Annotated in this window: 17 protein-coding genes; 5 read left to right on the top strand and 12 right to left on the bottom strand. The window is 70.6% G+C overall.

Features of this window, described 5'->3' with window-relative positions:
* Positions 1-9: 9 nt before the first annotated feature.
* The 5 genes from STVA_RS21990 to STVA_RS21970 are packed head-to-tail and all read right to left on the bottom strand — an operon-like array spanning position 10 to position 5,610.
* Positions 10-1,218: a CaiB/BaiF CoA transferase family protein gene (locus STVA_RS21990; RefSeq protein WP_123692125.1), complete on the bottom strand. Its 1,209-nt coding sequence runs from the start codon at positions 1,216-1,218 to the stop codon at positions 10-12.
* The gene (locus STVA_RS21985) at positions 1,215-2,633 is read right to left on the bottom strand and encodes an MmgE/PrpD family protein (protein WP_170216576.1); all 1,419 of its coding nucleotides are present in this window, start codon (positions 2,631-2,633) and stop codon (positions 1,215-1,217) included. Before STVA_RS21985 ends, STVA_RS21990 begins: the two co-directional genes overlap by 4 nt.
* 43 nt (positions 2,634-2,676) lie before the next feature.
* Positions 2,677-3,603 carry a hydroxymethylglutaryl-CoA lyase gene (locus STVA_RS21980; protein WP_123692121.1) on the bottom strand — a complete coding sequence of 309 codons (927 nt, stop codon included), beginning with the start codon at positions 3,601-3,603 and terminating at the stop codon, positions 2,677-2,679.
* 30 nt (positions 3,604-3,633) lie between these two features.
* On the bottom strand, positions 3,634-4,428 hold the full coding sequence (locus tag STVA_RS21975; RefSeq protein WP_123692119.1) for an enoyl-CoA hydratase-related protein: 795 nt from the start codon (positions 4,426-4,428) through the stop codon (positions 3,634-3,636).
* A 9-nt stretch (positions 4,429-4,437) separates the two neighbouring features.
* On the bottom strand, positions 4,438-5,610 hold the full coding sequence (locus tag STVA_RS21970) for a CaiB/BaiF CoA transferase family protein (RefSeq protein ID WP_197735706.1): 1,173 nt from the start codon (positions 5,608-5,610) through the stop codon (positions 4,438-4,440).
* A 153-nt stretch (positions 5,611-5,763) separates the two neighbouring features.
* On the opposite strand from STVA_RS21970, the gene STVA_RS21965 reads away from it, so the two are divergent.
* Positions 5,764-6,549, top strand: coding sequence for an enoyl-CoA hydratase-related protein (locus STVA_RS21965; protein WP_123692115.1), 786 nt, complete (start codon positions 5,764-5,766; stop codon positions 6,547-6,549).
* A gap of 10 nt (positions 6,550-6,559) precedes the next feature.
* On the opposite strand, the gene STVA_RS21960 is transcribed toward STVA_RS21965, so the two are convergent.
* From STVA_RS21960 to STVA_RS21945, 4 genes are all read right to left on the bottom strand, one after another.
* Positions 6,560-7,333 carry an enoyl-CoA hydratase/isomerase family protein gene (locus STVA_RS21960; RefSeq protein WP_123692113.1) on the bottom strand — a complete coding sequence of 258 codons (774 nt, stop codon included), beginning with the start codon at positions 7,331-7,333 and terminating at the stop codon, positions 6,560-6,562.
* 82 nt (positions 7,334-7,415) lie between these two features.
* Complete coding sequence (locus STVA_RS21955; RefSeq protein WP_123692111.1) at positions 7,416-7,907, bottom strand: FAS1-like dehydratase domain-containing protein; 492 nt, start codon at positions 7,905-7,907, stop codon at positions 7,416-7,418.
* Positions 7,908-7,916: 9 nt separating this feature from the next.
* The gene (locus STVA_RS21950; protein WP_123692109.1) at positions 7,917-8,282 is read right to left on the bottom strand and encodes a nuclear transport factor 2 family protein; all 366 of its coding nucleotides are present in this window, start codon (positions 8,280-8,282) and stop codon (positions 7,917-7,919) included.
* A gap of 4 nt (positions 8,283-8,286) precedes the next feature.
* Entirely contained in the window at positions 8,287-8,985 is a 699-nt protein-coding gene (locus STVA_RS21945) for an ArsR/SmtB family transcription factor (protein WP_123692107.1), read from the bottom strand.
* 81 nt (positions 8,986-9,066) lie between these two features.
* Between STVA_RS21945 and STVA_RS21940 the strand changes: the two genes are divergently transcribed.
* Positions 9,067-9,372, top strand: coding sequence for an NIPSNAP family protein (locus tag STVA_RS21940; protein ID WP_123692105.1), 306 nt, complete (start codon positions 9,067-9,069; stop codon positions 9,370-9,372).
* Here STVA_RS21940 and STVA_RS21935 read toward each other — a convergent pair.
* Entirely contained in the window at positions 9,366-10,532 is a 1,167-nt protein-coding gene (locus STVA_RS21935; RefSeq protein WP_123692102.1) for an acyl-CoA dehydrogenase family protein, read from the bottom strand. The two genes, STVA_RS21940 and STVA_RS21935, sit on opposite strands and share 7 nt — an antisense overlap.
* 286 nt (positions 10,533-10,818) lie before the next feature.
* Here STVA_RS21935 and STVA_RS21930 point away from each other — a divergent pair, with 286 nt between their 5' ends.
* The gene (locus tag STVA_RS21930) at positions 10,819-11,961 is read left to right on the top strand and encodes an HlyD family secretion protein (protein ID WP_123692100.1); all 1,143 of its coding nucleotides are present in this window, start codon (positions 10,819-10,821) and stop codon (positions 11,959-11,961) included.
* Positions 11,945-13,516 (top strand): DHA2 family efflux MFS transporter permease subunit, encoded by a 1,572-nt coding sequence (locus STVA_RS21925; RefSeq protein WP_123692098.1) that lies wholly within the window; start codon positions 11,945-11,947, stop codon positions 13,514-13,516. The genes STVA_RS21930 and STVA_RS21925 overlap by 17 nt, the downstream gene beginning before the upstream one ends.
* 43 nt (positions 13,517-13,559) lie before the next feature.
* Here the strand turns inward: STVA_RS21925 and STVA_RS21920 are convergent, their stop codons facing one another.
* Complete coding sequence (locus tag STVA_RS21920; RefSeq protein ID WP_142235856.1) at positions 13,560-15,128, bottom strand: hypothetical protein; 1,569 nt, start codon at positions 15,126-15,128, stop codon at positions 13,560-13,562.
* Between the two features lie 115 nt (positions 15,129-15,243).
* The gene (locus STVA_RS21915; RefSeq protein ID WP_123692094.1) at positions 15,244-17,205 is read right to left on the bottom strand and encodes an acetoacetate--CoA ligase; all 1,962 of its coding nucleotides are present in this window, start codon (positions 17,203-17,205) and stop codon (positions 15,244-15,246) included.
* A 107-nt stretch (positions 17,206-17,312) separates the two neighbouring features.
* Here STVA_RS21915 and STVA_RS21910 point away from each other — a divergent pair, with 107 nt between their 5' ends.
* Complete coding sequence (locus STVA_RS21910) at positions 17,313-17,723, top strand: NUDIX domain-containing protein (RefSeq protein ID WP_123692092.1); 411 nt, start codon at positions 17,313-17,315, stop codon at positions 17,721-17,723.
* Positions 17,724-17,796 lie beyond the last annotated feature (73 nt).

Genomic DNA, 17,796 nt, shown 5'->3' with positions numbered 1-17,796 from the left:
GTTCGGCCGTCAGGCGATCCCCTGCCGGCGCATTTCCGCGATCTCGGCGGCACCGTAGCCGATCTCGGCCAGCACGGCGTCGGTGTCGGCGCCGAGCGCCGGGGCGGCCGTCAGCGGCGCCCGCTGCCCGTCGACGCGGACAGGGCCGGCGATCGCCCGGAAGCTGCCCTCGCCGGTGGCCACGTCCTGGAGCCGGCCGGTCGTCGTCACGAACGGGTTGTCGAGCGCCTGGGCGATGTCGTGCACCGGGGCGGCCGGCACTTGGCCGGCGAAGACCGCCATCCATTCGGCCGTGGTGCGCGCCGACAGGGCATCGTCCAGCATGGTCTCGATCAGGTCGCGATGGCGCTTGCGGTCGGGGAAGCGGCGGAATCGCTCGTCCTCGATCCATTCCGGGCGGCCGATGGCGCGACAGAGCGCCCCCCAGAACTTCTCCTTGTTGCACATCAGGTAGATCCAGCCGTCGCCGGTGCGATAGAGCTGGCATGGGACGAGGGCGGCATGGGCCGACCGTCGCTCCCGGCCCTGCACATGGCCGTGGGTCAGCCGCCACTGGCCGATATAGCTGAGGTGGAAAAGCGCGGTGTCGAACAGGCTGACGTCGATCTCGCAGCCCTGGCCGCTCGTGCGGGCGGCCATCACCGCCGACACCAGCCCCAGCGCCGCCGAGAGGCCGGCGGCATAGTCGATCATCGGCAGCCCGAAGCGGGCGGGCGGGCCATCCGGGTCGCCGGTCAGGGCGAAATGCCCGGCCTCCGCCTGCATCAGGAAGTCGTAGCCGGGCCAGCGGGCCCGCTCCGGCTCGCGCCCGTAGCCGGTCAGGTGGACGACGACCAGGCGCGGGTTGAACGGCGCCAGGTCGGCCCGGGTCAGGCCCAGGCGGGCCGGCACGTCGCCGCGCAGGTTGTGGATGAGCGCGTCGGCCGTGCCCGCCAGGCGGGCCAGCACGGCCCGGCCGCCGGCCTGCGACAGGTCGAGCGTCACGCTGCGCTTGTTGAGGTTGAGCGCTTGGAAGAGGCCGCTTGCCGCCGTCGGGTCCACCCCTTCGATGAAGTGGGGGCCGACCGTGCGGCTGACGTCCCCGCCATCCTGCGGGTTCTCGATCTTGATCACCTCGGCGCCGAGCTGGGCCAGGTGCAGGGTGCCGAAGGGGGCCGCCCCGTACTGCTCGACGGCGATGACCTTGAGGCCGGCGAGCGGGCGGGGGGCTTGGCTCATGCGCTTTTCCGCGCGGGGTCCGGGCTGTTGGGGGCGGCGGCGTCGAAGATGGCGGCGACGCCGCCGCCGGACGCGGCACTGTCCATCCCCATCACCGCCTGGAACAGGCGCGCCTCCTGGGCCGCTCCGATCACCGGCTGCACCAGGGCGGCATACTTCGCGCGCAGCTCGTCGGCGGTCTGGAAGTTCTCGGGCTCGCCCTTGGGGATCGGCACGAACAGGCTGTCGTTCACCCCGTCCACCGTCTCGATCGCGACCGCGGCTGCGAACTGGCGCGGATATTCGGCCTCGGCCCGCGCGTCATGGCCGACCTCGACCCGGGCCAGCAGCGCGTTGGTGCGCGCGTCGCCGATATGGCCGGCATAGTCGTCCCAGCCGAAGCGGCCCTCGCGCATCGCCACGCCGACGCCGAAATGGCACGAGAACTGGCCGTCGACGACGTTGGCCGGCTGGCGCTTCTGCTCCTGCGGCGTGCCGACGAGGCGGAGTGCGGTTTCCGACAGGCCGACGCGGATCGACTTGATCCGCTCCTCCACCAGGTTGTGCCGCGCGCGTAGCTGGATCACGCCGTCGACCGCCGCGTGCATCGCCCGGCAGGCGGGGTAGGGCTTGACCGCGATCGCCGTCGTCTCCCACGCCTGGCCCAGCCCCTCGATCGCGAGCTCCGGCCGGGCATTGCGGGCATAGGCGTGGAAGAAGCCGTAGCGCCCCTCGAAGGCGGGGGCGGCCCCGCGATAGCCTTTGCTGGCGAAGACCGCCGCCATCAGCCCGGCCATGGCCGAATGACCGACCTGGAACCGCTTGGTCCAGGCGCCGTTGCCCAGGAACTGCAGCGACCCCGCCGCCTCGGAGAGCGCGATGCCGTAGGCGTCCTCCATCTGCTCGGGTGACAGGCCCAGCACGCGACCGGCAGCCGCCGCCGCGGCGAAGACGCCGCAGGTGGCGGTCGGGTGGAAGCCCAGGTCGTAATGCTCGGACGGGATCAGGGCGCGGCTGATGCGGCAGATCACCTCGTAGCCGGCGATGATGCCGACCAGGGCGTCCTGGCTGCTGCGGCCGGCGATCTCGGCGGCAGCGAGAGCCGCCGGCACGACCGGCGCGCTGGGGTGCAGCGAGGCCGGTGCGTGCGTGTCGTCGAAATCCAGGCTGTGGGCCAGCGCGCCATTGACCAGGGCCGCACCCGCCGGCGACCAGCCGCCCCGCTCGCCGAAGACGCGGGCCTGGCCGTGGTCGAGGCCCAGCGTGCGGGCGGCCTCCAGCGTCGGCGGCGTCGAATCGGTGTCGTGGCGCGCCCGCACGGCGATGCCGATGGTGTCCAGGACCAGCAGCTTGGCGCGCTCGCGCACCGCGGGCGGGATCGCCTCGTGGCGGAGGCCGGCGGCGAAACGGGCGAGCGTCTTCGTCACTTCGGTCATCTCGGGCGTGCTCCCTAGGGGTCGGTTCTTGGTCGGGGCCGGCTCAGGCCGCCTGGGCGAAGCCCTTGGGCGGGCCGGCCTTGGCGATCTGGCCATACATGGCCTCGTCGGGCAGGTTCTCGGCCACGATGCGGCGGACCTCGACCAGCCGGCCAAGGTCGATGCCGGTCGCGATGCCCATGGATTCCAGCATGAAGACCAGGTCCTCGGTGACGATGTTGCCGCTGGCACCAGGCGCGTAGGGGCAGCCGCCCAATCCCGCCAGCGAGGCATCGAAGATGCGGATGCCGGCTTCGGCCGCGGCATAGGCATTGGCCAGGCCCAGCCCGCGCGTGTCGTGGAAATGGGCCGCGATCGGCACGCGCCCGCCCAGCTCGCGCTGCGCCCGGTCGAACATCGCCCTCACCTGCGCGGGGTTGGCGTATCCGACCGTGTCGGCCAGCGACAGCTCGTCGGCGCCGGCATCGACGACGACATGGGCCAGCTCGATCACCCGGCCGGGATCGACCTGGCCGGCGATGGTGCAGCCCAGGGCCGTGGCGAGTGCGGCACTGACCCGGACCGGCGTCGGCTGCGAATGGGCCAGTTCCAGCACCGCGCGAAACTCGTCGATGGACTGCTGGGTGGTGCGCTGCACGTTGCGCAGGTTGTGTTCTTCCGAAACCGACAGCACGAAATGCAGCTCGGGCACGCCGGCGGCCACCGCGCGCTGCGCGCCCTTCAGGTTGGGCACCAGCGCCGACGGCCGCAGGCCCGGCATGGCCAGCGAGGCGGCCGTGACCTCGAGCGCGTCGGCGAACTGCGGGATGTTCTTGGGCGGCACGAACGAGCAGACCTCGATGTCGCGCACGCCGGCCGCCAGTTCTGCCTCGATCCAGGCGATCTTGGCCGGGGTGGGGAAGAAAGTGGGGATGATCTGGAGCCCGTCGCGGAGCCCTACCTCGCGGACGATCGCGCTGTCGGTGGCCATGGGTTTCTCCTCTGGGTCGGGCCGGACGGCTCAGCGTCCGGTATAGTTGGGCTTCCGCTTCTCGTTGAAGGCGCGGATGCCCTCCTGCCGGTCGGCGGTCGGCACCATGCGGTTGTAGGCCTCGATCTCGAAGGCGAAGCCGTTCTTCAGGTCGATCTGGGTCGCCACGTCGATCGACCGCTTGGCCTGGCGGATCGACACCGGCCCGTTCTGGGCGATGCGGCGCGCGGTCGCCAGCGTCTCCTCCAGCAGGGTTGCGTCGTCGCAGACCTTGTTGACGATGCCCCAGGCCAGCGCGTCCTCGGCGCCGAAGGCGGACCCGGTCAGGATGATCTCCTTGGCCCGGCGCACGCCGACCGCCCGCGGCAGGTTCTGGGTACCGCCGGCGCCCGGCATGATCCCCAGCGTCACCTCGGTCAGGGCGAAGCGGGCCGAGCGCGCGGCATAGGCGAAGTCGCAGGCCAGCGTGAACTCGCAGCCGCCGCCATAGGCCGCGCCATTGATGGCGCCGATGATCGGCAGCGGGCAGTCCATCATGCGGTAGACCGCCTGTTCGAAGATGGCGTGCTGCTTCTGCCACGCCTCGTCGGTCATGCCGTTGCGTTCCTTCAGGTCGCCGCCGGCGCAGAAGGCCTTGCTGCCGGACCCGGTCAGGACGATGCAGCGCAGGTCGCCATGGTCGAGGACCAGCGACAGCCACAGGTCGAGCAGGTCGCGGCCCATCTGGGTGTTCAGCGCGTTGGCCGCCTGCGGGCGGTTCAGCGTCACCTGCAGGATGTGGGGCTCGACGGTCTCGACGAGCAGGGTTTCGTACTGGTCGCGCATGGAGCGGGGTCAGCCCTTCGGGGTGGGGAACAGGTCGTCGGTGTCGGCGCCCAGCTCCGGTGCTGCGTTGCGCATGGCCGGGCGCTGCCCGTCGAACGACATCGGCAGGCCGAAGATGTCCATCCGGCCGTCCGGCGTCTTCTGCAGCATGCCCAGTGCCGCGGTCTGCGGATGGACGACGACCTCGTCGATGGTCTGGGTCGGCGTGGTCGGGATGCCGGCCGCTTCCAGCACCGCCTGCCAGGCGGCCCGCGGCCGGGTCGCCATGATCGCCTCGATCAGGCCGTTCAGTTCCGCCAGGTGCTTCACCCGGCTCGGGTTGTCGACGAAGCGCGGGTCGCCCGCCCATTCGGCGTGGCCCAGTGCGGCCGACAGCTTGCGGAACAGCCCGTCGTTGGGCGCGGCCACCATCAGGTAGCCGTCCGCGCATTGATAGGCCTGGTAGGGTGCGATGCCGCGGGTGGCCGAGCCGTTGCGCTTGCCCGGCGTCCCGGTCGAGATGAAGTCGGCCGCATGGTAGGTCATCCAGGCCAGCGCCGTCTCGTAGAGCGAGGTGTCGATGCGGGCACCGCCGCCGCCCTTCTCGCGCCGCAACAGGGCCGAGACGATGCCCAGCGCGCACCACATGCCCGTGCCCATGTCGATCAGCGAGGTGCCGACGCGCACCGGCGGGCGGCCCTCCTCGCCCGTCATCATCATCAGCCCGCCGAAGGCCTGCATCAGGGGGTCGTAGCCGGGCTTGTCCTTCAGCGGCCCCACGGCGCCGAACGCGCCGATGTTGCAGTAGACGAGGTCCGGCTTGGCGGCCAGCAGGGTGGTGGCGTCCAGCCCGTACTTCTCGACCTGGCCCGGCCGCATGTTCTGCAGCACCGCGTCGCCCGTCTCGACGATCAGCCGGCGCAGGCCGGCCAGCGCTTCGGGGTCCTTCAGGTCGACGACGACAGACTTCTTGTTGACGTTGAAGACCTGGAAGATCGACGAGGCGCCATGCCAGAAGGGCGGGCCCCAGTGGCGGGCGTCGTCGCCCTCCGGGCGTTCCACTTTCACCAGTTCGGCCCCCAGCGACGCCAGGATCAGCCCGGCATAGGGGGCGGCCACGCTGGTGCCGATCTCGAAGACCCGCATGCCGGCCAGGGGCAGCGCTTGGGGCTGGGATGGGGATGCGGCCTGTTCCTGCTGCACGGCTGGGTCGTTTCCTCCGAATGAATCGCCAAACGGTAGGCGCCGCCCGGCGGAAGCGTCAATGCCGAACCGGCCGGCCCCGCGGGGTTGACAGAAGCCGTCCCCCGCGGGCCGAGTTCGCCGGCCGAATTCCAACCCGGGAGCCCGCCCACCATGTCCGTTGTCCTGACCGAGATCGACGATCGCGGGGTGGCGACCGTCACCCTCAACCGGCCGGCGGTCCACAATGCCTATGACGGCGCGGTCATTGACGGGCTGCTGGATGGCCTGGCGCGGCTGGCGGGCGACCCGCGGGTGCGGGTCCTGCTGCTGCGCGGCCAGGGCCGGCATTTCCAGGCCGGGGCCGACCTCGCCTGGCTGCAGCAGGTGGCGGCCATGCCGCCCGCGGCCAACCGCGACTTCTCGGTCCGTACGACGCGGGCGATGCGCGACCTGCACCTGTTCCCCCGTCCGACCATCGCGTTGGTCCACGGTGCCTGCTTCGGCGGCGGGGTCGGGCTGGCGGCATCCTGCGACGTCGTCGTCGCCAGCCAGGAGGCCCGCTTCGCCCTGACCGAGGTGCGCTTCGGTGTCGTGCCGGCGCCGATCATCCCCCAGATGTTGAAGGCGATCGGCCTGCCCCAGCTCCGCCGCTGGATCCTGTCCGGAGAGGCATTCGACGCCACGCGGGCCGAGGGCATGGGGTTGGTCCACGAGATCTGTCCGACCGGCGGCCTCGACGCGGCGGCGGCACCACTGGTCGACGCCTTCCTGCGCGCCGGGCCGGAGGCGGTGGCCGCCACCAAGCGGCTGACGCTGGAGATCGCAGGCCAACTCGTGCCCGACGCCATGGTCGATCGGCTGGCCGACGTTGCCGCCACCCAGAGGGCCTCGGCGGAGGCGGCGGAGGGCCTGGCGGGTTTCCTGGAGAAGCGGCACCCGGCCTGGTATCGCGGTTGATGCCGGGTCGTCAGTCCGGCTTGCGCCGGCGGCGCGCCAGGAAGGCCGCCATCGCGCGCTGCGGGTCGCCTGCCGCATAGGCCTCGCGCTGGGCGGCGATGCCGGCGCGGTAGGCGGCGTCGAAGCCCGGCTGCGTGATCTCGCGCAGGCGGCGCTTGGTCAGGCGATACGCGGTGGCCGGCATCGCCGCCAGGCGGGCGGCTTCGACCAGGGCCGTGTCCAGCACGGCTGCCTGCGGCACCAGCCGGGTCAGCAGGCCCAGCCCGTGGGCGCGCTCGCCCGTGATCAACTCGCCCGACAGCGACATCTCGGCGTTGACGCCCGCCCCGACATACTGCGCCAGGAACCAGGTGCCGACGATGCTGGCGAGCCCGGCCTTCACCTCGGGCTGGCCGAAGCGCATCTCCGGGAAGCCCACGCGCAGGTCGGCAGCCAGGCCGATCTGCATGCCGGCCCCGGCGGCCAGTCCGTTGAAGGCGACGACGGTCGGCTTCTCGATGTCGCGCACCGACTGGTAGAGGTCGCGCATGCCCGTCAGCCAGCAGGCAACGGCACGCTCGGTCGCCAGGCCGGCCGCTTCCTCGATGTCCTGGCCCGCGCAGAAGGCCCGGTCGCCCGTGCCCGTGACGACGATCGCGGCCACCCCCGGATCATGCTGGGCCGCGTCCATGGCTGCGGTGAAGGCGCGACGCAGATGCGCGTTCACCGCATTGAGGGCGGCTGGTCGATTGAGGCGGACGATGCGGGTCCCGCCGCGCGTCTCCACCACGACCGGATTGTCCATGGTGCTACCCCCTGCCCGATTCCCAGCGTGGCCGGAAGCTAGAGCCTTCGCCTCCAACTCGCAATCGCAACCCAACCTACGGTTATATATAGCTGGGTGATGGTGCGGATCCGGCTATATCCGGCCGGCCCTTCACCATCCGCAGCGGCGTGTAGACGATCACCGTCTCGCCGCGCTGGTTGCGGATCTCGTTGCGCGTCCGCACCAGCCCGCGCGCGCCCCGGCTGGCCCGCCGCGCCTCCACCACCTCGCACTCGACATGCACGGTATCGCCCGCGAAGGTCGGCGCCTTCACGTCGAAATCCATGTGCAGGAAGGCCATGCCCGTGCCCTGCACGACCGACTGCATCAGCAGCCCCTCGGCCAGGCAATAGACCAGTGCCCCCGGCGCCAGCCGGCCGGGAATGGCCGACACCTTGGTCGCATACTCGACATTGGTGAACAGCACCTCGGTCATGCCGGTGCAGTTCACGAAATTGACGATGTCGGTCTCCGTCACCGTCCGCCCGATGGTGCGGAAGCGGTCGCCGACCGCATAGTCCTCGAAATAGTAGCCGAGCCCGACGGTGCGCACGGGCCGGCCTCAGGCGTCCGGCTCGAACTGCTTGGCGGTGATCTGCCAGCGGCCGTCGAGCAGCGCGAAGATCAGGTAGTCGACGAAGACCATCTTGCCCATGCGCACGCGCACCTTGGCGATGGCCGAGCGGTCGGAAGCGAGGTCGAGCGACAGGATCGCCTCCTCGCGCTGGGCGCCCGACGCCTTGGCCGATGGGCGGCCGGCGGTCAGCTCGCGATACTGCGCCAGCGGCCAGCAGATCGCCTTGCCCTCTCGCCAGCCATGCAACTGGGCGGTCGGATGGAACACCTGGTCGAAGCGGGCGAGATCGCCGTCATACATGGTGTCGAGATAGGCCTGGATGGCTGCTTCCAGGGCGGTCAGTCGGGACATCACGTCACTCCTGGGTCGGGGGAGACAGGGCAAAGGTCTGGTGAAACTGCGCTCGGCCGCTGGCCGAAAACTCCACCAGCCGGCTTTCCGGGACGCGTCTGGCCCAGCCCAGCGCGAAGAGCTGGGACAGGATGGCGGCACCCAGGGCGCCGGCCAGGTGGCTGCGGCGCACGCTCCAGTCGAGGCAGCTTCGGCACAGCGGCCGGCGGGAGCGCGAGAGTGCGGTCAGGTCGATGCCGAAGCCGGAGAGGAAACCGGCGCCTTCGGGGGTGAGGGCGATGCCGTCGCCTTCGCGGGCGATGCGGCCGCGGGCGATCAGCCCTTCCAGCAACGCCACGCCCAGGTCGCCCGCCAGATGGTCGTAGCAGACGCGCGCCTCGCGCAGCGCCGGCTCGGCCGGGCCGGGGCGGGTGCGGCGATGTCCGGTGCGCTGGGCCAGCCCCATCAGCCCCTCCAGCACCCGGGCGACGTCGTCCCCCGACAGCGAAAAGTACGAGTGGCGGCCCTGCTTGCGGACCGTGACCAGGCCCCCGGCGGTCAGGCGGGCCAGGTGCGAGCTGGCGGTCTGGGCGGTGACGCCGGCCTCGCGCGCCAGCTCGCCCGCGGTCAGCGCCACGCCGCCCGCCAGTGCCGTCATCATGTTGGCGCGCGCCGGGTCGCCCAGCAGGGCGCCGACCACGGCGATGTCCGGTCCAACCTTCATGCTTCGATCCTAGTCGAAGCATTGGCGTCGACCCAAGGGGTATCTTCGGGCCCGTCGTCAACCCGCTCGAGGAGGCCCGCCATGGCCGTCACCTGCTGCATCCGCTACGTCATCGACCCGTTCCAGCGCGATGCCTTTGCCGAGTACGCCCGCAACTGGCTGACCATCATCCCGGCCTGCGGCGGCGACCTGCTCGGCTATTTCCTGCCGCACGAGGGCACCAACAATGTGGCGCTCGCCCTGATTGCGTTCGACAGCCTGGCCGCCTACGAGGCCTATCGCGCCCGCCTGAAGCAGGACCCGGCCGGCCGGGCCAACTTCGCCGTGGCCCAGCGCCTGCGCTTCATCCTGTCGGAGGAGCGGACGTTCCTGGAGCCGGTTCAGTAGCTGCGCGGCAGCCCCAGCACGCGCTCGGCCACGTAGCACTTGATGAGCTCCGGGCTGACCGGGGCGATGCGGCAGATCATCACCTCGCGCATGAACCGCTCGACGTGGAACTCGGCCGCATAGCCGTAGCCGCCATGGGTCATCACGGCGCGCGTGCAGGCGCGGAAGCCGGCCTCGGCGCCCAGATACTTGCCGGCGTTGGCCTCGGCGCCGCAGGGCCGGCCCTGGTCGTAGAGGCTGGCCGCCTTGAAGATCATCAGGTCGGCCGCCTCCAGCTCCATCCAGCTTTCGGCCAGCGGGTGCTGGATCGCTTGGTTCTGGCCGATCGGCCGGCCGAAGACGACGCGGTCCTTGGCATACTGGGTGGCCCGCGCCAGCGCCGCCCGGCCGATGCCGATCGCCTCGGCCCCGACCATGATGCGCTCGGGGTTGAGGCCGTGCAGCAGGTAGCGGAAGCCCTGGCCCTCCTCGCCGATGCGGTCGGCCACGGGGATCTCCAGCCCGTCGATGAAGAGCGCGTTCGAATCGACGGCGTGGCGGCCCATCTTGGCGATCTCGCGCACCTCGATGCGGCGGCGGTCGAGGTCGGTATAGAAGAGCGACAGCCCGTCCATCGCGCGGGCCGAGCGGTCGATCGGCGTGGTGCGGGCCAGCAGCAGGATCTTGTGGGCGCTCTGGGCGGTCGAGGTCCAGATCTTGCGGCCGTTCACGATGTAGCGGTCGCCGTCCAGTACGGCGCGGGTGGCGATATGGCTGGTGTCGAGGCCGGCGTCGGGCTCGGTCACGCCGAAGCAGGCACGCTCGGTGCCGGCGATCAAGGGCGGCAGGAAGCGCGCCTTCTGCTCTGGCGTGCCGAAGACGGCGATCGGGTTCGGGCCGAAGATGTTCATGTGCACCGCCGACACGCCCGCCATGGCCGCACCCGACTGGGCGATCGTCTGCAGCATGAGGGCCGCCTCGGTGATGCCCAGGCCCGCCCCGCCATAGTCGGGCGGCATGGCGATGCCGAGCCAGCCGCCAGCGGCGATGGCGGCCACGAACTCGTCCGGGAAGCGCCCGTCCTCGTCGCGCGCGCGCCAGTAGTCGAGCCCGAAGCGCCCGCAGACGCGCTCGATCTGGGCGCGGATCGCTTCCTGTTCCGGGGTGAAGGAGAGGTCCATCGGTGACCGGGCTCGGCTGGTGAAGGGGCGGTCGCACGATCCGGGCGGGCGGCCCCGCTGTCAACGCCGCGCGCCGTCCCATGCCCGCGGCGACTGCATGCATGCACAAGATTTCGGCGGGAAAGCAGTGGAAACCGCGACCGAAACGGGCCATGGTGTGTAGCTTTTTTTGACCTGCAATGACGGAAGGCGCACGGACCCTGCCCGGGCCGGCGGACAACTTCGGTCTGATGACATTCCCCTGCTGGCGTAGCGCCCGCCGCCTCACCGCGGGCGAGCGACGTCGATGAACGACATCGCCCCGGACCTGAAGCTTGGAACCGCGACCCGCGTCGCCGATCCCCGGCAGCGGCGCAAGCGCCTGCTGATCGGCATCGTGGTGGTGGCGACCGCCGCCCTGATCGCGTTCGCCGCGAACTGGGTGCATGACCGCACGGTCCATGTCTACGAGACCGACGCCCGCATCGTCGCCGACATGACCGTGATCTCCAGCCGCGTTGCCGGCCTGCTGGTCGAACTGGCGGTGGAGGAGGGCGATCGCATCGCCAAGGGCCAGGTCCTGGCCAGGGTGGATGCGCGCGACGGACAGTTCCAGTTGCAGCAGTTGGCGGCCGAGCAGGCGGGCTTTGCCGCCGAGCGCGCTCGCGCCGAGGCGGAGATCCGTCTGATCGAGGAGCGCACCCAGACCCGCGCCGACAGCGAGCGCGCCCAGGTCCAGGCCCTCCAGGCGGTGCTGGCCGCGCGCGGCTCCGAGCTGGCGCTGGCGCGCGAGGAGTACCAGCGCGGCGAGCAACTGGTGCAGGCGCGCGTCATGGCCCAGCGCGACTGGGATCGCGTGCGGACCGCCTTTTTCCAGGCCCAGCACGCCAGTGCGCGCGCCCAGGCCGACGTCGCCGGAGCGCGTGCCAAGCAGGCCGAGGTCGAGACCGAACGCCTGCAGATCGGCATGCTGCAACAGGAGATCGAGCGCCTGCGCCACCGCGAGGCCGAGGTCACGGCGCGCCTGGGCCGGGTGCGCACCGATGTCGAGGACCGCACCATCCGCAGCCCGGTCGACGGCGTGGTCGACCGGCGCTTCATGCGCCCGGGCGAGTTCGTCGATGCCGGCCAGCGCATCGTCATGGTGCACGACCCGCGCGACGTGCGCATAGAGGCCAACATCCGCGAGACGCAGATCGGCCGGCTGGCCGCCGGCCAGGCGGTCGACATCAAGGTCGATGCCTATCCCGGCAAGACGGTCGTCGGGCGGGTGACGCGGATCGGCAGCACCGCCACCAGCAACTTCGCGCTGCTGCCGACGCCCAACCCCAGCGGCAACTTCACCAAGGTCACCCAGCGGCTGCCGGTGCGCATCGACATCGAAACCAAGGATATCCTCCTGTCGCCCGGGATGATGGTCGAGGTGGTCGTCGATGTCGGCGGTCGCTGAGGCTGGGCGCGCCGAGCTAGGCCCCGCCTACAAGTGGCTGGCGACGGCCACCGTGCTGTGCGGGATGCTGGCCAGCATCCTGTCCTCGACCATGACTAACGTCGCCATCCCGGACGTGATGGGCGCCTTCGGTGTCGGGCAGGACAAGGCGCACTGGCTGTCGACCGGCTTCCTGGCGGCCAGCACGGCGGCCATGCCGACCGTCGCCTGGCTGCGCGACCGCTTCGGCGCGCGCGCCATCTTCATCGCCGCCATGGGCATCTTCTCGGTGGCGGCCCTGGTCGGCGAATCGGCCGACGTGATCGAGATGGTGATCCTGGCGCGCGTGGTGCAGGGCGCGTGCGCCGGCATCTCGCAGCCGCTGGCGCTCATGACCATCTTCCAGCTCTTCCCGCCCAACGACCGCGGGCTGGCGAGCGGCATCTTCGGCATGGGGGTGATCCTGGGCCCGGCGCTGGGCCCCACCTTCGGCGGGCTGATCGTCGATGCCTTCGGCTGGCGCTACGTCTTCCTCGGCAGCCTGCCGATGTGCGCGCTCGGCATCATGATGGCCTTCGTCTTCCTGCCGGGCCGCGACATGAGCGCGCCGCGCACGCGCTTCGACTGGATCGGGCTGGCGCTGATCGTGGTCGCCGTCACCTGCCTGCTGAACGCGCTCTCCAACGGCCAGCGCTGGGGCTGGGAATCGATCGAGCTGGTGCTGCTGGTGACGGTCGCCATCATCGCCGCCGTGGCGCTGATCCTGTGGGAGCTGTTCATCCCGACGCCGATGCTGAACATGGCGCTCTACCGCGTGCCGCGCTTCGCCTGCGCCTCGGTGGTGGCGCTGGTGTTCGGCGCCGGCATGTTCGGCTCGATGTACCTGATCCCGCTCTTCGCCCAGCAGATATTGCAGCTCACGCCGACCGGTGCGGGCATGATGCTGATGCCGGCCGGGATCGTGCTGGTCTTCCTGTTCCCGATCGCCGGCCGGCTGTCGGACTATGTCCGCCCGCACGGGCCGATTCTCTTCGGCCTCTTCACCTTCGCCACGGCCGGCTTCTTCCTGGCCGGCTGCGACGTGAACACCGGCTGGTGGATGATGGTGTTCCTCGTCACCTTCGGCCGCGCGGGCCTGGCGTTCGTCGTCTCCAACGTCAATTCGAGCGCGTTGCGGGCGCTGCCCGCCAGCCTGATCGGCCAGGGCTCGGGCGCCATCAACTTCATCCGCATGATGGGCGCGGCCTTCGGCGTGAACGGCCTGGCCTTCATCATCGAGTACCGCACCGCCTTCCACGCCGAGATCCTGACGGCGACGCAGACGGCGGGCAACGCCGACACGCTGGCCTATATCGACCAGTTGAAGCGTCTGGTGGGGGAAGCCGGGCTCCAGGGCGTGGAGCGCACGGGCATGGCCTACAATTTCCTCGGCCGCGTCATCTACGCGCAGGCCAACACGATGGCCTTCCAGGACGCCTTCATCGCGGTCTCGATCATCTTCATCTGCGCGATGGTGCCGGCCTGGTTCCTGGGCCGCGGGGTGCTGCCGCCCCGGGCCAAGCCCAAGGCGAAGTGACCCCGCGCCGCCGGGGTGGAGCCCCGGCGGCGCGGCGGTCGGGTCAGCGCGACTTGTCGAGCAGCTCGATCACCTTCATGGCGTCGATGCCGTTGGCCATCACCTTGCCGTCCTCGGCCATCTGGATCTGGATGACGTAGATCGGCTTGCCGCCCGGGCCCGGCGTCGGCTTGCCCAGGCCGCGCAGGAAGGTGAGCGCCACGACGGCGGTTGCCTCCTCGTCGCTCTTGGGCGCGCGGCCCAGCTTCTCGATCAGGTCGTCGAGGCCGGCCAGCTTCACGTCGAAGCTGCCGCTGGCCATCTGCGGCGCCTCGGGCGCGAAGCGCACCGTGCCGACGCCGTCGATGCGCGCTTCCGGGAACGCCAGCGATAGGCTGCGGACATGGATCTGCGGGCGCGCCTTGGCGAAACTGTCCATGGCGACCGGCAGGCTGGCGCCGAAGGCGGCACCGGCGGCACCCTCCAGCAGTTCCTCGGGCGAGGGCGCGCGCTGGCCCGGTCGGGCCTGGGGCGCGCGGGCGAACTGCTGGCGCAGCGTGCCGAAGAAGGCATCCCACACCGCGCCCGTCGGCAACTGGTCGATCTCGATGCGCAGGTCGAAGGAATGCGGGATGGCGACGGCCGGGATGTCGATCGGCAGCTCGCTCGGCCCCAGCATGCGCTTCAGGTCGATGCCGAGCGACAGCGACGCGCCGCCGGCACCGTCATTGGCGACGCCGAAGCCGAAGGCCAGGTTCTCGGCCCGGAACATCGGCTGCGGCCCCATCATCGGGTGGGTGATGCTGAGGTCGGAGACGCCGTAGAGGATCGACATGCCGCCGACCAGAGTCGGCAGCTGCGCCACCATGTCGATGATCTGCTGCCACTGCTGCTGGCTGACCGCCCCGCCGGAGATCAGCAGGCGCGGATTGGCCAGCGAGACGCCGGCCGCGTCCGTCAGCTTCGCAAGCTCCACTAGGCGCGCGTCCTTCAGCGAATATTCATAAAAGGTGCTGCCGATGGTGACGGCCGTGCCGTCGGGGGCGGCCACCTTAGTGCCGTCGACGGCCACCTTGATAGACCCGCTCCAGACGCCGGGGATGCCTTCCTTCACGCCGCCGGTGGCCGAGATGCGCTGGATCTCCACCAGCGCCTTCTGGGCCGGGTCCTGCACCGTCACGCGGTCGAGCGCCATGTTGAGGGATTCGAAATTCTGGATCGACTTGCGCCACACGCCGGCCAGGTTCTGCGCGCCGATCACCAGCGACAGCATCGGCTTGCCGTCCGGCCCGGTCGCGTCGACGCGCGGCGGCAACTGGATCGTCACCTGCTGCTGGTCGGCATCGATGTCCTTGATGCGCAGCGTGATCGGCCGCAGCACCATGCCGCCTTCCGGCCCCTTGCTGGTGATGGTGGGGAAGGTGACGACGACCTCGCCGGCCTGCTCGCGCACCGTCGCCTGGCCGTCGAACTGCAACCCCGGCCCGGGGCCGGCGGCACGGCGGACGGCCGTGATGATCTGGTCGACATCCTTCTTGATTGCCGCCTGATCGACCGCCTCGGCCGGCGTGCAGAAGACCAGCAATGCAGCAGCCGCCACCCCGGCGGAGAGCTTCCGGAACGCCAAGGCCATGCCGAACTCCCTGTTCATGCGTGCGCGGGGCAACGAACCCCGCGTCGAAAGGACAATTGCGCGACGGTGCCGGGGTTGCACAGTGGAATCTTTGTGGCAGCCCCGGCAGCGCCGCTCAGACCGCCAGCTCCTGGCGGTCGCGAAACTGATCGAGCGCTTCCGGATTGGCCAGCGCCTCGATGTTCTTCACCGGCCGGCCATGGACGACGTTGCGCACCGCCAGCTCGACGATCTTGCCGCTCTTGGTGCGCGGGATGTCGCCCACCTGGAGGATGCGGGCCGGCACGTGGCGCGGCGTGGCGTTGGCGCGCACCTGGCGGCGGATGCGCTCTGCCAGCGCCTCGTCCAGCACCATGCCCTCGCGGAGGCGCACGAACAGCACCACGCGCACGTCATGGTCCCAGTCTTGGCCGATCACCAGGCTCTCCACCACCTCCGGTAGCTGCTCGACCTGGCGATAGATCTCGGCCGTGCCGATGCGCACGCCGCCGGGGTTCAGCACCGCGTCCGACCGGCCATAGATGACGAGCCCGTCATGGGCGGTCAGCTCGACATAGTCGCCATGGCACCAGATGCCGGGGAACCGCTCGAAATAGGCCGCGCGGTACTTGGCGCCCGCGGGATCGTTCCAGAAATAGATCGGCATGGAGGGGAAGGGGGCGGTGCAGACCAGTTCGCCCTTTTCCTCGCGCACGGGGCGGCCCTCGTCGTCATAGACCGCGACCGCCATGCCCAGGCCCCGCACCTGCAGCTCGCCCGCCCAGACCGGGCCGATCGGGTTGCCCAGCGCGAAGCATGAGATGATGTCCGTCCCGCCCGAGATTGACGACAGGCAGACGTCCTTCTTCACCGCGCGATAGACGTACTCGAACCCCTCCGGCGCCAGCGGCGACCCGGTGGACGCGATCGCGCGCACGGTGCCGAGGTCGTGGGTCGCCATCGGCTCCAGCCCGGCCTTGGCAAGCGCGTCGATATACTTGGCCGACGTACCGAACAGCGTCATCCGCTCGGCGTCGGCCAGGTTCCACAGCACGTTGCCGTCCGGGTGGAAGGGCGAGCCGTCATAGAGCAGCAGGGTCGCCTCGGCGGCCAGGGCCGAAACCAGCCAGTTCCACATCATCCAGCCGCAGGTGGTGAAGTAGAAGGCGCGGTCGTCGCGGCTGGTGTCGGAATGCAGCCGGTGTTCCTTCAGGTGCTGCAGCAGCGTGCCGCCGGCGCCGTGGACGATGCATTTCGGCACGCCCGTGGTGCCGGACGAGTACATGATGAAGAGCGGATGGTCGAAGGGCAGGGCGGCAAAGGCGATGTCGGCCGGCGGGTGGGCCGCCAGGAAATCCTGCCAGTGCACCGCGCGGGGCCCGAGACGGTCCAGCGGCGCCCGCTCGCGGGTGTAGCCGACGACGACCAGCCGCTCGACCGTGGGCAGGCCGGCCATGATGGCGGCCAGCTTGTCGGTCTGGTCGAAGGTCCGACCGTTGTAGTAGTAGCCCTCGGCCGCGACCAGCACCTTGGGCTCGATCTGGCCGAAGCGGTCGAGCACCCCCTGCACGCCGAAATCGGGCGAGGACGAGGACCAGATGGCACCGATGCTGGCGGCCGCCAGCATGGCGATCACGGCCTCGGGCATGTTGGGCAGGTAGCCCGCGACCCGGTCGCCGGCCCCGACGCCAGCCGCCGCCAGCGCCTGGGCGGTGGAGGAGACGGCGTCGTACAGCTCGGCGAAGGACATCCGCCGCCGGACGGCGGCCTCTCCCCAGAAGACGATGGCGTCCGCATCGTCGCGCCGGCGCAGCAGGTTCTGCGCGAAGTTCAGGCGGGCGGCCGGGAACCAGCGCGCGCCCGGCATCCGGTCGGCGTCGACCAAGTGGGGGGCTGGGCCCTTGTCGCCGACTACGCTGCAGAAATCCCACACCGCGTTCCAGAAGCGCATCGGCTCGGCCAGCGACCAGGCATGGAGCGGGGCATAGGCGTGCGCGGTGGGTGCCGAGGGCTCGCGCGCGGCCAGCCAGTCGATGAAGCGGGTGATGGTCGCGGCAGCGATGCGCTCCGCCGATGGCTGCCAGAGCGGTGCCGACAAGGCCGATCCTCCAAGCTTTCGGGTCCCGACCGGGTATAGACGCCAGCCACCCGCAGGCGCAACGATAAGGGACCCCGGACGGGGTGGCTGGCGGGACGAGGACGACGATGCGGCACTATGCGTGCGCTATCCTGGTGGCGGATGGGCGCGTCCTGCTCGGGCTGCGGTCGCCGCACCGGCGGGCCTATGCCGGCAAATGGGACGTGATCGGCGGCCTGGTCGAGAACGGCGAGAGCATGGACGAGGCCCTGCGCCGGGAACTGGCCGAGGAACTCGGCATCGTCCCAGTCGCCTGGGAGAGCCTGTGCACGGTGGCGGACACCGGTCCCCAGGCGAGGGGCGAGGCGACCTACCACATGCACGTCGTGCGGTCCTGGTCCGGCGGCGAACCCCGGTTGGCAAACGACGAGCATACCGCCCTGGAATGGCACGCCATCGAGGACGCCTGCGCGCTCGCCGACCTGGCGCTCGACGCGTATCGCTCGATGTTCCGGATGATGGCGGCCCGGTCGGTATAAAATTCGCCGAGGATTCTGTCGGCGGCGGCCGGCGACATGCACTAGCATCCCGCCACGGCCAGTCGGCGCCGGG

Origin of the sequence: Stella humosa, from assembly GCF_006738645.1 — a bacterium.
GTDB classification, from domain to species: domain Bacteria; phylum Pseudomonadota; class Alphaproteobacteria; order ATCC43930; family Allostellaceae; genus Allostella; species Allostella humosa.
The sequence above is the reverse complement of the archived record's forward strand: the minus strand, read 5'-3'. Positions and strand labels throughout refer to the sequence as shown.

Excerpts from the sequence above, each read along its gene's own strand:
- STVA_RS21990 (WP_123692125.1), bottom strand. The coding sequence starts at position 1,218 with ATGAGCCAAGCCCCCCGCCCGCTCGCCGGCCTCAAGGTCATCGCCGTC.
- STVA_RS21985 (WP_170216576.1), bottom strand. The coding sequence starts at position 2,633 with ATGACCGAAGTGACGAAGACGCTCGCCCGTTTCGCCGCCGGCCTCCGC.
- STVA_RS21980 (WP_123692121.1), bottom strand. The coding sequence starts at position 3,603 with ATGGCCACCGACAGCGCGATCGTCCGCGAGGTAGGGCTCCGCGACGGG.
- STVA_RS21975 (WP_123692119.1), bottom strand. The coding sequence starts at position 4,428 with ATGCGCGACCAGTACGAAACCCTGCTCGTCGAGACCGTCGAGCCCCAC.
- STVA_RS21965 (WP_123692115.1), top strand. The coding sequence starts at position 5,764 with ATGTCCGTTGTCCTGACCGAGATCGACGATCGCGGGGTGGCGACCGTC.
- STVA_RS21960 (WP_123692113.1), bottom strand. The coding sequence starts at position 7,333 with ATGGACAATCCGGTCGTGGTGGAGACGCGCGGCGGGACCCGCATCGTC.
- STVA_RS21950 (WP_123692109.1), bottom strand. The coding sequence starts at position 8,282 with ATGTCCCGACTGACCGCCCTGGAAGCAGCCATCCAGGCCTATCTCGAC.
- STVA_RS21945 (WP_123692107.1), bottom strand. The coding sequence starts at position 8,985 with ATGAAGGTTGGACCGGACATCGCCGTGGTCGGCGCCCTGCTGGGCGAC.
- STVA_RS21940 (WP_123692105.1), top strand. The coding sequence starts at position 9,067 with ATGGCCGTCACCTGCTGCATCCGCTACGTCATCGACCCGTTCCAGCGC.
- STVA_RS21935 (WP_123692102.1), bottom strand. The coding sequence starts at position 10,532 with ATGGACCTCTCCTTCACCCCGGAACAGGAAGCGATCCGCGCCCAGATC.
- STVA_RS21930 (WP_123692100.1), top strand. The coding sequence starts at position 10,819 with ATGAACGACATCGCCCCGGACCTGAAGCTTGGAACCGCGACCCGCGTC.
- STVA_RS21925 (WP_123692098.1), top strand. The coding sequence starts at position 11,945 with ATGTCGGCGGTCGCTGAGGCTGGGCGCGCCGAGCTAGGCCCCGCCTAC.
- STVA_RS21920 (WP_142235856.1), bottom strand. The coding sequence starts at position 15,128 with ATGGCCTTGGCGTTCCGGAAGCTCTCCGCCGGGGTGGCGGCTGCTGCA.
- STVA_RS21910 (WP_123692092.1), top strand. The coding sequence starts at position 17,313 with ATGCGGCACTATGCGTGCGCTATCCTGGTGGCGGATGGGCGCGTCCTG.